Below are 237 nucleotides of genomic sequence, written 5' to 3'. Positions count from 1 at the left end.
ACGCTGCGGATTACGTTGCAGCCAGGGCTGCAGTTGGGCACCGCTGCTCAGCCCTTCTTCGTGCAGAAAGTGGTACAGCCCGGCGAGGTCGAGCACGCAGAGGGCGGTGCCGGTGCCGTCGAAGATGTCCTGATAACGGCGCCGGGCTTCCTGCAGCACGCGGGTGGCTTGTTGCTCTTCGGTGACGTCACGCAGTACCCAGACAAACCCCAGGTGGCGAGCTTCGTCACCCAGGTC

1 protein-coding gene is annotated in these 237 nt (G+C 64.6%); it reads right to left on the bottom strand.

From position 1 onward, the window contains the following. The coding region (locus AC0CH8_RS19135; RefSeq protein WP_465241234.1) for a hypothetical protein at positions 1–237 on the bottom strand (237 nt) is incomplete at both ends.

It is taken from the genome of Sphingomonas sp. AC435, assembly GCF_979253005.1.
This window is presented reverse-complemented; position numbering and strand designations above follow the sequence as displayed.